The organism is Gemmatimonadota bacterium, assembly GCA_016712265.1.
Lineage (GTDB): Bacteria > Gemmatimonadota > Gemmatimonadetes > Gemmatimonadales > Gemmatimonadaceae > RBC101.
Genome location: JADJRJ010000031.1, coordinates 968299 through 982177, shown reverse-complemented (window position 1 = coordinate 982177; position 13879 = coordinate 968299). Strand labels below are relative to the sequence as shown.

Sequence of the window (13879 nt, the reverse complement as noted above, 5' to 3'; positions counted from 1 at the left end):
GCGATGCGCCCCTGCGTTTCGGGAGATCCGGCTGAGTGCGTCCGACCTAGTGGTGAGATCGGGGCGACGTCTTCGGTGACACGCCCATCGCGCCGACCGGTGACCTTAGCGCATGCCCGCCTGCGCCTTCACGTACTCTGCGGCGGCGCGGTGTGTCCCCCACCAGACCCCGGGCTTGGTCTTGATGTGGGCGATGAGCTTCTCCAACGCCACGATGCGGGACCGATGTCCCGAAATGTGCGGATGCATGGTCAGCAGGAACATGGTGCCCTCCGCATGCGCGCGGTCGAACTCGTCGATCCACACCTGCGCGACGTCGCGCGGGTTCATATAGGCATTGCCCTGCGGATTGAACAGCGGCGCGTCGTCGAGGATCCACTCCACGGGGAGTTCCACGATTCCCGTCGGCTGTCCGTCCTGCAGGAGCTCGTACGGGGAGTCGTCGGCCATCAGCGAGCTCTCATAGGTAAAGCCGAGCTCGCGCACGATCCGCAGGGTATTCGGGGAGAAGTTCCAGGACGGGGCGCGATACCCGACAGGCCGCGTCCCGGTCATCGCCGTGAGTGTGTCAATGGCGCGCTGTACCAGCTCCTTCTCGATCGGTCCCGGTAACGTGGTGTTGGTCTCGTGAATCCACCCATGCACGGCAAACTCGTGACGTCCGGAGCGCTTGATCACGTCCACCTGTTGCGGCGCGATCATCAAGCTCATGGCAGGAATAAAGAACGACGCCGGGATGCGGTTCCGATCCAGCAGGTCGACGACTCGCTGGAGGGCGACGCGGGAGCCGTATTGACCCTGGGACAACGCCCCAACGGTTGGTTCACCGAACCGCAGCGAGACCGTCTCATTGTCGACGTCAAACGAGAGCAGGACGGCCACGCGTGCCCCGCCGGGCCAGGTGCGCGGCTTGAGCGATTTGCCGGCGCGCACGGCATTCACAACGCGCATGACGGTGTCCGTGGACCACTGCCACCCCGGCTTGACCGGTGCAGCCTGCCCGAGGAGGGCGACGGGGACGAAACCGCCAAGGAGGAGGGCGAGTCGGCGCATGGTGGTGGCGTGAGGCGTGAGGGTAAAGGAACGACCTAACGACTTGAGACAGGGCGCCGAACGAAGCGCGTGCCCAGCGCCTCGATCGCGGTCGGCTGTCCGGTGGCGTCCAGCGAGAACGAGACCAGCCCCCGGCCGGCGCGGCGATCGTCCCAGGGCACCACGAAGGTGTCGTAGTGAAAGTGGGACAACCAACCGGTGAACCCCTTGCCAAAGGCGAACCGCAACCGCCCGTCGCGCAGCTCCACCGTCGCGTCGCCATACAAGGAGTCACTGTAGGTGCCGGCATACTGCGCGAGGTCGAGCGACGGACGGGTTCCCTTGACCTGTGAGGCCATCTGTCGTGCCTCCGCCGCCTTGCCTGCCGCCTCGAGGGCTCCATACAGGTGTTGCAATTCGGCCGACCAGTCGCGTGCCGCGCCCCCACCATAAAGATCGAGCACCCGGTGCAGGATCGCGTGACGCAGCTCGGCATGATCCAGGTTCGCCAGGACATACACGCCCAGCCGCTGGTCGGGGACGAGCCCAATGATCGCAACCTGGCCATCAATACTTCCCGTGTGCATCGCCACGCTCATGCCGCGGTAGTCGTGCAGGAACCAGCCGAGGCCATAGTTCACCTGGTGGGCCCGTGTGAGCGTGCGCGTGGGATAAAAGTCCGCCAGGGGCACGACGACCTGCGCCGAGAGCCAGTCGGCAAACCCGCGCGGCGAGACCAGGCGGCGGCCGCCCACGCGGCCCGAATCCAGGACAAAGCGCATCCACTTGGCCATGTCGTGCACGCTGGACCAGACCGAACCTGCCGCGGCCACCGGGTCAACTGAACGGTTGTCGATGGGCGTCACGGCGCCATCGAGGATCATGTGGGGGGCCGCGACATTCGGCGCGCCGGCCAGCTGCGACAGGAGCGATACGGTCTCCCCCATGCCTAACGGGCGGTGGATGCGCTCCGCCACAAACTGCTCCCACGGCATGCCCGACGCCACCCGCACGACCTCGCCGGCCATGGCGTACTGCACGTTCTGGTAGTGATACGAGTTGCGGAACGACGTCGCCGGTCGCAGGTACCGCATCCGCCGGATCACCTCGGCCGTGCTGTAGTCGCCGCCGGACCAGAGCAGGTCGGACCCGGGCAGCCCGGTGTGATGGGTGAGCAGGTCGCGCACCGTCAGCTCGCGGGTCATCACCGGGTCAAAGAGCTGCAGCGTGGGGAGGTACCGCTGCACGGGGTCGTCAAGCTGCACCTTGCCTTCATCCTGGAGCATCAGCAGCGCCAGGGCCGTCATGGCCTTGGTGGTGGACCCGATGGCGAATCGCGTATGGTCGTCGACCCGATTCCCCGGCGCGCCGAGCTGGCGCACGCCGTACCCGCGACTGAACACCACGGAATCGTCCTTGACCACGGCGACAGCGAGCCCGGGCACCTTCCAGTCAACGACCCCCTGCGCTACCCAACGATCGAATGTACCCCAGTCGGGACGCTGGGCTTGCGCGGTGGCGCTGAGGAGGGCCGTGGCGGCCAGGCAAGCGGTTCGCAGGTGTGTCATGGTCCCTCGTGCACTCGGGTGATCAGTTGGCGCAGGATGCGTTCGGTCATGCCCCACACGACGTGCCCCTCCAGGTGGAACGCCGGCACGCGCCAGGTCGCCCCGCGGGTACTGACCTCCGCCTCGTGATCCAGTTCCGGGTCCAGGAGCCGAGACCACGGGACCCAGAACGCCGCGGCGACCTCGTGGCTGAGGACCAGTGGAGCAGTCGGCGCAATATGCGCCACGAACGGCGTGACGACGATCGGCGGAAGCAACGGCGACCGCGGACGCAACTCGTCGAGCGCCCCAATCACGCGTCCGTTCATACGGATGTCGAGCCCCGTTTCTTCGTGGGTCTCCCGCAGGGCTGTCTGCTCCAGCGACGTGTCGTCGTGCTGCCATCGCCCGCCGGGCAGTGCGACCTGCCCGCTCCACGGATCCCCGTCGCGCTCGGCGCGACGAATCAGAAGGAACTCCGCCTCACCGCGGTCGGAGCGAAAGGTCACCGAGACCGCCGCCCGGGGCGGCGCCCCATCCGTGGCAGCCCGTGCGGGAGGCCGCCCGGTGAGCGAACGCTCAAGTCGTGCGATGAGCTGGTCCACTCGCCGTCAGTCTTCGACGTCGCCGCCCGCGTCGACCCATCCGCGGAAGCCCCCGCTCATCGAGGCGACATTGGTGTACCCCATCTGTTGGAGCGTGTCGGCGGCAAAAGCCGATCGATTGCCGGAGGCGCAGTAGATCACGAGGGGACGGTCCCGGGGGACCGCCGCCTCGATGTTCGTCTCGAGGATCCCGCGCGGGATGAACAGCGCCCCGGGAATGCGGCCGAGGTTCCATTCGTTAGGCTCGCGACAATCGAGCACGACCAGGGACGGCGTCGCCTCCCGCAGCCGCATGGTGTCGGATGCGGTCACCTGGCGGATGCGGGCCTTGGCGTCGGAGATGAGGTCGGCGGCGCTCTTCACAGTCGATGGGGTAGGAGGATTGCCTCGCGAGACGGCGGGCGAAGGGGTAGTTTCGCCCGGTGAGCCTGACGACGAAAGTCCTTATTGCACTGGTGGCTGGCCTGGCCACGGGGATCGCGATCTCGGTCCTGGAGATCCCGGCGATCACCCGCCTCGTGCCGGTCATCGAGCCGCTGGGCACGCTGTGGATCAATGCCATCCGGATGACCGTGATCCCGCTGGTCGTCGGGAGCATCATCGTGGGGGTCACGGCGGCCCCGGATCCGCGCACGATTGGCCGCGTGGGAGGCCGCGCGCTGCTCCTGTTTGTCACCCTCCTCGTGGCCGGAGCGGTTTTCGCGGCGCTGGTCGCCCCGCCGCTGTTTGCCCTCCTGCCGATCGACCCCGCGGCGGCGGACGCGTTGCGGGCCAGTGCGTCGCAGTCGGCAGGCACCGCGGGGGAAAGCGCCCAGAAGCTCACACGTTTTTCCCAGTGGGTCATCGACCTGGTGCCGACGAACCCGGTGAAGGCCGCGGCGGACGGGGCGCTCCTCCCATTGATCATCTTCTCGGTGGCCCTTGGCCTCGCGATTGGCCGGATCTCCGCCGAGGGGCGCGACGTGCTCCGGCGGTTCTTTACCGGGGTGGCGGACAGTGCGTTGACAATGGTCCGGTGGGTGCTCGCCCTCGCACCAGTCGGCGTGTTCGCCCTGAGCGTGCCGCTGGCCGCCCGGCTGGGGCTCTCCGCCGCGGGCGCGCTGCTGGGATATATCGTGGTCACCTCCGCCGTCTGTGTGGTGTTTGGCCTGGTCGTGCTGTATCCCCTCGCGGCCATCACCGGGCGGATCTCGATGCCGACCTTCGCCCGCGCGATCCTCCCGGCGCAAGCCGTGGCGTTCAGCGCGCGATCCTCGCTCGCCTCGCTGCCGGCGATGATGGACATGGCCCGCACCCGCCTGGCGCTGCCGGAGCATGTGGCGGCGTTTTTCCTGCCGCTGGCGGCGTCGACCTTTCGCATCGGCGGCGCGTTAGGCATCACGACGGGGATCGTGTTCATCGCCCGCCTCTATGGCATTGAGCTGGGCCCGTCGCAGCTCGCGAGCATCGTCCTCACCGTGGTGCTCACGACGTTCAGCATCCCCGGGATCCCCGCCGGGTCCATCGTGGCCATGGTGCCGGCGATGATGGCCGCCGGCGTGCCCGTTGAGGGGATGGGCGTTTTGCTGGCCGTGGACACGGTCCCCGACATGTTTCGGACCACGGCGAACGTCACCGGTGACATGGCCGCCGCCGTAGTCATCAGCCGTGGGGAATCGCCCGCGTCCTGACGCGCGGCCGGGCATGCAACAAATTGTTGTGGTCTGCGCGGCCATGGTGACGGCCGGGGCGAGGCTCGCCGACACGTTCGGAGGGTGCTCACCTCCCGTGCTTCCCACGCGCTCCTGGCCGGCCTGGTCCGGCCGGTCGGCGCGCCGCCCCTCCTCAGCGCCCTCGGGTTCGGCCATGCGGCTCGCCTGGATGCTGCCACCGCGCGCGCGTTAGGCATCGAGGCCCACGCGGCGGGTGGAATCGTCGCCCGCCGCGCCGGCACGCTGCGGGCGGTGGCGCTGGTCGCCCATACGCACGAGGTACGGGAGGTCGTCGAGCAATGCACGGCGCGCCTGGCGGCTCGCGCACCAGAGTTCCGGTGGACCCTCCTCGTCATCGCCAGTGCGGGCCATGCGGCCGCGCTCTCCACCTTCCTCGAGGGCAACGGCCGTCCGCAGCGCGCCACCCTCCTCCTCGACCCGCGCCAGCCACGGCAGAGTGACGCCGAAACCCTGGCCGCCGTGGTTGCGGCGGCGGGCGGGGAGGACCTGCTGGTGCACGCCCGCTGGCACGAGATCCTGGGCCGGGATGCCCTGTCGACCAGGTTCTATCGTGCGTTGGAGCGACACGTCCACGCGTTAGGCGAGGGTGCGGAAGGGTCCGCCCCTGCGGAGGTGCGACACGCCCTCGCGCTCTCCACCGCCTCGCGGTTGCTCTTCCTCGCCTTTCTTGAGGGCCGTGGGTGGCTCGACGGCGACGCCAACTTCCTGACCCGGCACGCCGACGCCGCCCTCGCCAGCGGGGGGGTCCACCGGCGTGTGCTCGAGCCCCTGTTTTTCGGGACGCTCAACACGCCGTATGCCCAGCGATCCGTGCGGGCACGCGCCTTCGGGCGCGTCCCGTTCCTCAATGGCGGCCTCTTCAACCGATCGCCCCTCGAGCATCGGTATCGCGCGATGCGATTCCGGGACAGTGAACTCGCCACGTTCTTCGACGAGGTGATCACCCGCTATCGGTTCACCGCCTACGAGGATCGGACGGACGCGTCCGAGGCCGCCATCGACCCGGAGATGCTCGGTCGGGCCTTCGAGAGCCTGATGGCGTCCCGCGACCGGCGGGAGACCGGGGCCTTCTACACTCCACACGCGCTGGTGGAGCGCACGACCGAGGCCGCGTTAGGCGAGTACCTGCACGCGCGTGGTGTACCAGAACCCACCGTCGAACGCTGGCTGGCCGGTGGCGCCGGGGACGATATCGAGCTGCGCGACCACCTGCAGCGGGTCCGTGTCCTCGACCCGGCCTGTGGATCGGGCGCGTTCCTTGTCTTTGCCCTGGACCGCATCGTGGGGCTGCTCGCGACGGCGGGCGACGACACCCCGCGCGCCGCCCTCAAGCGGCTGGTGCTCACCCGGTCCATCTTCGGCGTCGACCTCAACCCGATGGCCGTGTGGTTGTGCGAACTGCGGCTGTGGCTCTCCACGCTGGTGGAACTCGAGGTGAACGATCCGCTGGACCTGCCGCCCCTCCCCAACCTCGATCGCAACGTGCGCGTCGGAGACGCCCTCGATGGCGGGGAATGGGAATCGTCATGCACCGTGTCGCGCGAGATCGCCCGTGACCGGGCGCGGTACGCGCGCAGCACCGGGACGCGCAAGGCGCTCCTGGCCCGCCGCCTCGATGTGGCCGAACGACGCGCCGCGATCGGCGTCGTCGAGGCGCGACTGGCCGGTGTGGCCGAAGAACGCTGGTCGTTGCTCGTCGCGTCGCGCGGTCGCGACCTGTTCGGGGGTCGCCGCGGTTCCCTGCCGGAAGAGCGCGCGCGTCGACAGGAGCTGCAGGCGACGGCCCGCAGGCTCCGTCGCCAGCGGGACGCGTTGCGGGACGGCGCCGCCCTGCCGTTTCGCTTCGCGTCGCACTTCGCGGATGCCATCCACGACGGCGGGTTCGACCTGGTGATAGGCAATCCGCCGTGGGTGCGCCTGCACCGGATCCCGCCGGAGCGGCGCGACCAGTTCCGCGCCACGTACCGAGTCTTTCGCGATGCCGCGTGGGAGGGTGCCTCGTCGCGCGGCGCGTCGTTCGGTGCCCAGGTGGACCTCGCCGCCCTCTTTGCGGAGCAGTCCCTGCGCCTCCTGCGCCCGGATGGCATCCTGGCCCTGCTCCTCCCCATGAAATTGTGGCGCTCCCTTGCCGGCGGCGGCGTGCGCCGGTTGCTGCATGAGAGCCATCGGGTGCGCGTCGTGGAGGACTGGTCCGACGCGCCAGCCGCGTTCGACGCGGCCGCCTATCCGTCGTTGGTCGTGGTCCGCAAGTCAGCGCCCGATGCCACCGCAGCGGTCCGCATGACCGTCCATCGACGCCGGCTCGCCGTCAGCTGGCGGTGTCCACGCGCAGACCTCGCGTTTGATGCGACGCCCGGTGCGCCGTGGATCACCCTGCCGCCGGACGCGCAGCGTGCATTCCGTCGGTTGGCCGAAGTGGGCGCTCCGCTGGCCCAGCTCCAACCCCCAATGCTCGGCCTGAAGTGCGGATGCAATGAGGCCTTCCTTGTGACGCACCCACGGTCCGAGCAGGGCGCGACGATCGTGACCACGGCTCGCGGCAACATCCGGATCGAGCGCGAGATCCTGCGACCGATCCTGCGCGGGGAGCATGTGCGTCCCTGGCAACCCCGTCCGTCGACCGAGTGCGTGATCTGGACCCACGGTGTGGATGGACGACCGTTGCGCACCCTGCCCGAGGCCACGGCGCGCTGGCTGGGGCGCTGGCGTGGGACCCTCGCCGAACGGAGCGACGTCCGCGGGTCCACCGCCTGGTGGTCCCTCTTCCGCATCGACGCCGCCCTCAATGACCGTCCGCGCGTCGTGTGGGCAGACATGAGTCGCGGCCCACGCGCGCTGATCCTCCCGGCACGCTCGCCGGTGGTCCCGCTGAACACCTGCTATGTCCTCCCGTGTCGCGACGACACCGATGCGGCCGCGCTCGCCACCCTGCTAAACACACCCATCGTCGCGGCGTGGCTTGCCTCCATCGCCGAGCCCGCGCGGGGAGGGTACCAGCGCTTCCTGGCCTGGACCGTGGCCGCGCTGCCCCTCCCGGCCGACTGGGCGCGGGCCCGCGACGTCCTCGCCCCGCTGGGACAACGGGCGATGGCCGGCGACATCCCGTCGGACACCGACCTGCTGGCCGCCGCGTGCGACGCCTACCGCGTCAGCCTGCGCAGCGTCGGGCCGCTCGTCGAGTGGCAATGGCGTTAGGCGCCGTCCGTGCCCGGATTGCCGAGGCGGTCCGCTCATCGGTGGTCGTCCCCCCAACCCTGGGCGCGGTCACCCTGCGCCCCCACCAAGTCGAGGCGGCCGCGCTCGTGCTCGACCGCTGCCGCCGGCTGGGCGGCGCGCTGCTGGCCGACCCGGTCGGCGCCGGAAAGACCTACACGGCTATTGCCTGTGCTGCCTTCTATCACACCACCACCGTGGTCGCCCCCGCCGTCCTCCGCGACACGTGGCGTCGGGCCCTCGACCGCACCGGGCAGCAGGCCACGTGGCACTCCCTGGAGAGCCTGTCGCGGACCGTGCCGCCCCTCCCGCCCCCACGCTCGCTGGTGATCGTCGACGAAGCCCATCACGCCCGCAACCCGGCGACGCGCCGCTACCAGTCCCTCGCACGGCTCACCTGGGGCGCCGACGTCGTACTCCTCACCGCGACGCCGATCCACAACAGCGCGCGGGACCTCGAGGCGTTGGTGGAGTTGTTTGCGCGACGCGCCCCGGGTACGGCGGACGCGGTGACACTCCGGCGCAGTGACCCGGCCCTGCCCGGGATGCCGCGCGTCCGTGCGGTGCAGTGGCTTGAGAACCCCGCGACGTCGGCACTCCTGGCGCCGATCCTCTCGCTCCCACCGCCCCTACCGGCGGATGGCGCCGGCCACGCACACGCGTTAGGCGTCCTCAGCCTCGTCCGCCAGTGGCTCTCCAGCCAGGCCGCGCTCGAACGCAGCCTGCGCCGCCGCCGCCTGGCGGCCGAGGCAATGCAGCTCCTCGTGGAGCGCGGGGATGCGCCAACACTCGCGGCCGTGCGCCGCTGCGTGGTCGGCGACGATGCGCTGCAATTCTCGCTTGGTTTCGACAGCTCCCCGGCGCCGCGTCCCGACGAATGGCATCGCACGCTGGCCCGCTGGATCGCCGCCCTCGATGACCTCCTCGCGTTGCTCCGGTCCCAACCCGACGCGGACGCGAGACGAGCGGACGCCATCCTCAACGCTCTTCGCGATCCGTCCCACTCGCCTGCGATTGCCTTTACGCACTCGGCGGCGACGGCGCAGGCAGTCTTTCGTCGACTCCACCAGTCACGCCGCACGGCGGGGATCTGGGGCCCTCATGCGTGGGTAGCGAGCGGACGCGTGCCGCGAGCTGACATCCTCGAGCGACTCCGCCCGAACCGACCGGAGGCCCGCGACCGTGATCCCATGCGCGTTGACCTGCTCGTTTCGACCGATGTCCTCTCGGAAGGGGTAGACCTGCAGGCGGCGGGGACGCTAGTCCACCTGGACCTGCCGTGGACGCCGGCGCGCCTCGAACAACGACTCGGCCGCTTGCGGCGCCCGGGCTCACCGCATGCCGAAGTGGTGCAATACGCCTTTCGCCTACCGACGATGGCCGAACGCTTCCTGCGCCTGATCCGCCGGCTCTGCGACAAGGCCCGCACTTCGCGTACGGCCGCCGGGATCGACCTCGACACCCTCAACCCCGGCACCAGTCGGTTCGATGCGAAGTCGACGCTCGAGCGTGCCCTCGACGCAGTGCGTCCGTGGCGGTCAAACGATCCCACCGCCGCTGCGTGTGTCACCGCCTGCGCATGCGCTCCGAGAAGCGCCGGGTGCGTGGTCGCCGTCCTAGAGCAAGGAGCGGCACGATTCCTCATGGCACTCGATGGGGCCGGAGTCACCTTCGACCTTGTTCGCATCACGCAACTTCTTGAGGCCTCCTCCGGGGCGAAGCCAGGGAGCTGCGTTGGACGCCACGCCACCGCCGCGGAGCGTCGGGTGCGTCGCTGGTGCCGTGAGCAGGAGGTCCTTGGGGATGTCGCCTCCCTCGGCACACCAATCCGTCGGGCTGCGCTGCGCCGACTTCACGAAGTGGGAGCGCGGGCGGCCCGCAGTGACCGGCCCGTCACACTCGCTTCGGTGGCGCACGCCGTATCGCTCGTCCGTCGTGCCGGTGGTGCCGGAGCCGAGCGGTTCCTTGGTGACTGGTTGGCCCTGGGTTCCAGGGACCTCGCCGCCATTCACGCTCTCATCGAGGAGATGCAGCCGAGGGTACGCCCCGCTGACGAAGTCACCCGGATCGTCCCCATCGCGATCCTGGCCCTCGTCCAAGGGTGACCCCGGCGGGCCCCCTGCTATCTTGGCGCATGACTCATCGCGTCGTGCTCTTCGACCTCGACGGCACCCTCGTCGATTCCATTGAACTCATCGTCCGGGCCGCGACCTGGGCGTTCACCTCGGTGCAGGGGCGCTCGCCTGACCGCGCGGAGATCGTGGCCGGCATCGGGAAGCCCCTGATGACACAGTTCGGCGAGTACGCGCGCGACGAGGCGGAGCTCCAGCAGCTGATCGCCGCGTACCGCGAGCACCAGCTTCTGCACCACGACGCGATGACCCAACCCTACGACGGGGTGAATGACGTCGTCGGCTGGCTGGCGGCGTCCGGTCGATCGTTAGGCGTGGTGACCTCCAAGATCGAACCCCTCGCCCATCGCGCCCTGCAGCATGTGGGACTCCACCACCACTTCCCCCTGGTGGTCGGGATCGAGAGCACCGCACGCCACAAGCCCAATCCCGACCCCTTGTGGTTTGCCATGGAACGGCTCGGCGGTGATCCCTCCGAGTCGGTGTACATCGGTGACTCGCCCTTTGACCTCCGCGCCGCGCGCGCGGCCGGGATCGACTCCATCGCGGTGACGTGGGGCGCCTTTCCCGAGGCCACGCTCCGTGCGGAACAACCGACAGCCGTCGTTCGCAACGCCGCGGAACTTCGCGCGCAGCTCACGTAGGGCGGTTGGTCCATCACCCGAGACATCGCATGCGCCTCACCCTGGCCCTCCTCGTCGCCTGCTTGGCGGCCCCGCTCCCCGCCCAGCAGCCGCCATCGATCACCCTGCCCGCAGCGCTCGATCGCGTGCTACGCGACTACGAACAAGGCTGGGAGAAGGGCGATGCGGACGCAGTGTCACGACTGTTCGCCGCCGACGGCTTCGCCCTCCCCAATCGCAAGCCGCCGGCCAAGGGACACGCGGAGATCCGGGCGGCGTACGAGGGCAATGCGGGACCGCTTCGCCTGCGCGCCCTGTCCTTCGCGACGGCCGACTCGGTGGGGTGGATCGTCGGCGCGTATGCCTATGGCGAGCGGACCTCGCCCGACATCGGGAAGTTTGTCCTCGCGCTGCGCAAGGACCGCACGGGCCGGTGGCTCATTGCTGCCGACATCGACAACTCCATCAAGTAGCCGTCATGATTCCTCGCCTCGCCCTGTCACCCTCCCTGTCCATCTCGCGTGTACTGACCGGCCTCTGGCAGGTGGCTGACATGGAGCGCGAGGGACGCGCCGTCGATCTGGACGCGATGGCCGCCGCCATGGAACCCTACGCGGCCGCCGGCCTGACGACGTTCGACATGGCGGACCACTACGGCTCCGCCGAGGACGTCGTCGGGCGCTACCGTCACCGTCCGGGTGCCCGTCCTGTTGAGCTGCTGACCAAGTGGGTGCCGGAGCCCGGGCCGATCACGCGCGAGGCCGTGCGGACCGCCGTGCAGCGCTCGCTGGACCGCATGCGACTTGACCAGTTGCCACTCCTGCAATTCCATGCCTGGCAGTACGCCAACCCCGCCTGGCTCGACGCGCTGTTCTGGCTTACCGAACTGCGCGCCGAGGGTCTGATCGCCAACCTCGGCCTGACCAACTTCGACACGGCGCACCTGCGCATCGCGCTCACCAGCGGCATCCCGGTGGTGAGCAACCAGGTATGCTTTTCCCTGTTGGACCAGCGTGCCGCCGGAGCGATGACCGACCTCTGCCTGGCGCATGGCGTTAAGCTGCTCGCCTTTGGCACCGTTGCCGGTGGGTTGCTGTCAGAGCGTTGGTTGGGACAGCCGGATCCCGCGTCGCTCGCGACATGGTCGCAGATGAAGTACCGGCGGTTTGTGACCGAAGCGGGCGGCTGGGAGGCATTGCAACGCCTGCTCCAGGTGCTGGGCACCGTCGCCGGTCGACACGGGGTGTCCATCGCCAACGTGGCCTGCCGCTACATGATGGAACAGCCGGCGGTTGGGGGGATCATCATCGGGGCGCGACTCGGTGAAAGCGCGCATGTCGAAGAGACGGTGCGACTGGCCACCTTCGCCCTCGACGACGCCAGCCGCGCCGAGATTGCCGCGGTTGTGCAGGGGCTCCGCTCGATCCCCGGTGATTGCGGTGACGAATACCGAAAGCCGCCGTTCCTGACGGCGAGCGGCGACTTGAGCCACCATCTCGAGACCTTCCCGGCCCCCTATGCGACGGAGCGGCGGCAGGGGCGCAGCGTGGCGTTGTCGGGCACCCCGTGGGAGGAGATCGCCGGCTTTGCCCGCGCGGTGCGCGTCGGGGATCGCATCATGGTGTCCGGCACGACGGCCACCCACGGCAATCGCGCGCTCGGGGCCAACGACCCCGCAGCGCAGATGCATGCCATCATCGACAAGGTGGAGGGTGCCATCCTGTCGCTCGGCGGAACGCTGGATGACGTGGTCCGCACAAGGGTGTATGTTCGGGACCCCGGGCAATGGGAGCCAATCTCGCGCGCACACGGCGAGCGCTTTCGCGGCATCCAGCCGGCCAATACCCTGGTCCATGCCCCGCCCATCGGCGACGAGTACCTCGTCGAGATGGACGCGGAGGCCATCATCGGGAGTCCCCCGCTGGCCCCGTGAGCGCACGCGAGGCAGCTTGTGGCATGATGCGCTTCCTGCCTCGCTTCGCCACCCCCGCCCTGGCCCTCGCCCTCGGCGCCGCCTGTGCCCCATCTGGGGCACCGTCGACGGCACCCAGCCCTTCCGCTGTCTTGCGTGTGTGGGACACCCGCGCCAGCCGGATGGTCTCGTTCGACGACCTCTCGCGCGCCGCAGCCGCAGCCGACCTCGTGTTCTTCGGTGAGCAGCATGACGACCCCGTCACGCATGCCACCGAGCTGGCCCTGCTGGCCGCGATTGGCGAGCGACGCGCCAAGGTTGTCCTGTCGATGGAGATGTTCGAGCGCGACGTCCAGGAGGCGATGGACGCCTACCTCGCCGGACGGTCCGCTGAACCACAGTTCCTCGCGGCAACTCGGCCCTGGGATCGCTACACCACCGACTACCGCGGGATGGTCGAGCTGGCCCGCGCGCGCGGCTGGCCGGTCATCGCCTCGAACATCCCGCGTCGGCTGGCCAGCGCCGTGAGTCGTGGTGGACTGGCGACGCTCGACACCATTCCGGCCGCTGACAAGCGATGGATTGCAGCCGAGCACCAGTGCCCCAGGGACGATGAGTACTACCGCCGCTTCGCCGAGTCGATGCAGGGACACGGGAATGGCGGGCCGTCAGGCCCCGCGCTGGATGAGGCGAGCAAGCGCATGGTGGACCGGTTCTACGAGGCGCAGTGCAGCAAGGACGAGGCGATGGGCGAGGCGGTTGCCACGGCGTGGCGCGCCAATCCATCCGCCGTCGTCGTGCACTACGACGGGGCGTTCCACAGCGACTACCGACTGGGGACCGTAGCGCGGGCCGTTCGGCGCAGCACCGGCGCTCGCACCCTGGTCGTCAGCGCCATCCCGGTGCCAACCCTGGACGCGCCGCCGACGGCGGAGCATGCGGCCAAGGCAGACTACCTGGTGTTCACGTTGCGCCTGCCCGCCCCGGCGAAATGAACTTCGCAGGGGACACCCGTGAGCCTACACTCGCCGTGCTCCTGGAGCGCGCGGCGACGCGGGTGTCCGATGCGCAGGCCGCCGTGGCGTGTGGCGTCCTCCTGACGC

The 13879-nt window shown here is 69.5% G+C and carries 11 protein-coding genes; 7 read left to right on the top strand and 4 right to left on the bottom strand.

The features are described 5' to 3' along the window. Window positions 1–105: 105 nt before the first annotated feature. Genes IPK85_25030 through IPK85_25015 form a run of 4 tightly spaced genes read right to left on the bottom strand, consistent with a single transcriptional unit; the run spans window position 106 to window position 3478 of the window. Window positions 106–1053, bottom strand: a complete 948-nt coding sequence (locus IPK85_25030) for a polysaccharide deacetylase (protein MBK8250633.1) — start codon at window positions 1051–1053, stop codon at window positions 106–108. A gap of 35 nt (window positions 1054–1088) precedes the next feature. Then, a complete protein-coding gene (locus tag IPK85_25025; GenBank protein MBK8250632.1) occupies window positions 1089–2600 on the bottom strand; it encodes a serine hydrolase in 1512 nt (503 codons plus the stop codon). Next, the gene (locus IPK85_25020; GenBank protein ID MBK8250631.1) at window positions 2597–3184 is read right to left on the bottom strand and encodes a CoA pyrophosphatase; all 588 of its coding nucleotides are present in this window, start codon (window positions 3182–3184) and stop codon (window positions 2597–2599) included. Before IPK85_25020 ends, IPK85_25025 begins: the two co-directional genes overlap by 4 nt. A 6-nt stretch (window positions 3185–3190) precedes the next feature. Next, the gene (locus tag IPK85_25015) at window positions 3191–3478 is read right to left on the bottom strand and encodes a sulfurtransferase (protein MBK8250630.1); all 288 of its coding nucleotides are present in this window, start codon (window positions 3476–3478) and stop codon (window positions 3191–3193) included. A gap of 128 nt (window positions 3479–3606) precedes the next feature. Between IPK85_25015 and IPK85_25010 the strand changes: the two genes are divergently transcribed. From IPK85_25010 to IPK85_24980, 7 genes are all read left to right on the top strand, one after another. Next, complete coding sequence (locus IPK85_25010; protein ID MBK8250629.1) at window positions 3607–4854, top strand: dicarboxylate/amino acid:cation symporter; 1248 nt, start codon at window positions 3607–3609, stop codon at window positions 4852–4854. An 84-nt stretch (window positions 4855–4938) separates the two neighbouring features. After that, the gene (locus IPK85_25005) at window positions 4939–8091 is read left to right on the top strand and encodes an N-6 DNA methylase (protein ID MBK8250628.1); all 3153 of its coding nucleotides are present in this window, start codon (window positions 4939–4941) and stop codon (window positions 8089–8091) included. Beyond that, window positions 8082–10214 (top strand): DEAD/DEAH box helicase, encoded by a 2133-nt coding sequence (locus IPK85_25000; protein MBK8250627.1) that lies wholly within the window; start codon window positions 8082–8084, stop codon window positions 10212–10214. Before IPK85_25005 ends, IPK85_25000 begins: the two co-directional genes overlap by 10 nt. 29 nt (window positions 10215–10243) lie before the next feature. Continuing rightward, window positions 10244–10885 (top strand): HAD hydrolase-like protein, encoded by a 642-nt coding sequence (locus tag IPK85_24995; protein MBK8250626.1) that lies wholly within the window; start codon window positions 10244–10246, stop codon window positions 10883–10885. Window positions 10886–10914: 29 nt separating this feature from the next. Next, complete coding sequence (locus tag IPK85_24990) at window positions 10915–11337, top strand: DUF4440 domain-containing protein (protein MBK8250625.1); 423 nt, start codon at window positions 10915–10917, stop codon at window positions 11335–11337. 5 nt (window positions 11338–11342) lie between these two features. After that, window positions 11343–12797, top strand: a complete 1455-nt coding sequence (locus tag IPK85_24985) for an aldo/keto reductase (GenBank protein ID MBK8250624.1) — start codon at window positions 11343–11345, stop codon at window positions 12795–12797. 23 nt (window positions 12798–12820) lie between these two features. Then, complete coding sequence (locus IPK85_24980; GenBank protein MBK8250623.1) at window positions 12821–13771, top strand: ChaN family lipoprotein; 951 nt, start codon at window positions 12821–12823, stop codon at window positions 13769–13771. The last annotated feature ends 108 nt before the right edge of the window (window positions 13772–13879 follow it).

What these genes read in the sequence shown, in the direction of transcription:
- IPK85_25030 (MBK8250633.1), bottom strand. Translation starts at nt 1,053, where the DNA reads ATGCGCCGACTCGCCCTCCTCCTTGGCGGTTTCGTCCCCGTCGCCCTC.
- IPK85_24985 (MBK8250624.1), top strand. Translation starts at nt 11,343, where the DNA reads ATGATTCCTCGCCTCGCCCTGTCACCCTCCCTGTCCATCTCGCGTGTA.
- IPK85_25015 (MBK8250630.1), bottom strand. Translation starts at nt 3,478, where the DNA reads ATGCGGCTGCGGGAGGCGACGCCGTCCCTGGTCGTGCTCGATTGTCGC.
- IPK85_25025 (MBK8250632.1), bottom strand. Translation starts at nt 2,600, where the DNA reads ATGACACACCTGCGAACCGCTTGCCTGGCCGCCACGGCCCTCCTCAGC.
- IPK85_25000 (MBK8250627.1), top strand. Translation starts at nt 8,082, where the DNA reads ATGGCGTTAGGCGCCGTCCGTGCCCGGATTGCCGAGGCGGTCCGCTCA.
- IPK85_24990 (MBK8250625.1), top strand. Translation starts at nt 10,915, where the DNA reads ATGCGCCTCACCCTGGCCCTCCTCGTCGCCTGCTTGGCGGCCCCGCTC.
- IPK85_24980 (MBK8250623.1), top strand. Translation starts at nt 12,821, where the DNA reads ATGATGCGCTTCCTGCCTCGCTTCGCCACCCCCGCCCTGGCCCTCGCC.
- IPK85_24995 (MBK8250626.1), top strand. Translation starts at nt 10,244, where the DNA reads ATGACTCATCGCGTCGTGCTCTTCGACCTCGACGGCACCCTCGTCGAT.